General features: G+C 64.5%; 1 protein-coding gene. It reads left to right on the top strand.

The window, feature by feature from the left end; genetic code table 11:
• The first annotated feature begins 181 nt into the window (after positions 1-181).
• Positions 182-589: an NUDIX hydrolase gene (locus IE153_RS41310; protein WP_189594814.1), complete on the top strand. Its 408-nt coding sequence runs from the start codon at positions 182-184 to the stop codon at positions 587-589.

The following is a 589-nucleotide window of genomic DNA, read 5'->3' as shown; positions in this document are numbered from 1 at the left end:
TCGGCGATCTGGCGGAAGACCGCACGATCACTGGTCGGGTCGAGGTCGCCGAGAATGCTCGGTAGAGACGTCACGCGTACTCCTTTAGGTATCTAGACGAGTGGGCGAGTGTTGTTGCTACGGTGGAGAGCCTAGTCAGCTGAGAGGGCCGAGGAACGTGAGCACAGAACGCCCGCACTCCGTGAGCGTCGCCGGGGTCATCGTCGATGACCAAGGCCGAGCCCTGCTGATCAAGCGCCGCGACAACGGTCACTGGGAGCCCCCGGGCGGCGTTCTCGAACGTGAGGAAACCATCCCTGAGGCTCTCCAGCGTGAAGTTCTCGAAGAGACCGGCATCAAGATCGAGCTTCCTGCGACCCTGCCCGGCGTCTACAAGAACATGACGGGCCTGATCGTCTCCATGGTCTTCCGCTGCCAGGCAGCCGACGGCACACCCACCACTGGGGACGAGACCCGCGCACTGCGCTGGGCCACCCGCGAAGAGGTCATCGAACTCGCCGACGAGGCCTACGCAATCCGCATCCTTGACGCACTCGACGCGGCGTCCCCGCCGGCCATCCGCGCCCACGACGGCGTGAAACTCGTCTAG

This window comes from Streptomyces massasporeus (assembly GCF_014648995.1).
Taxonomy (GTDB): Bacteria; Actinomycetota; Actinomycetes; order Streptomycetales; family Streptomycetaceae; genus Streptomyces; species Streptomyces massasporeus.
This window is presented reverse-complemented; position numbering and strand designations above follow the sequence as displayed.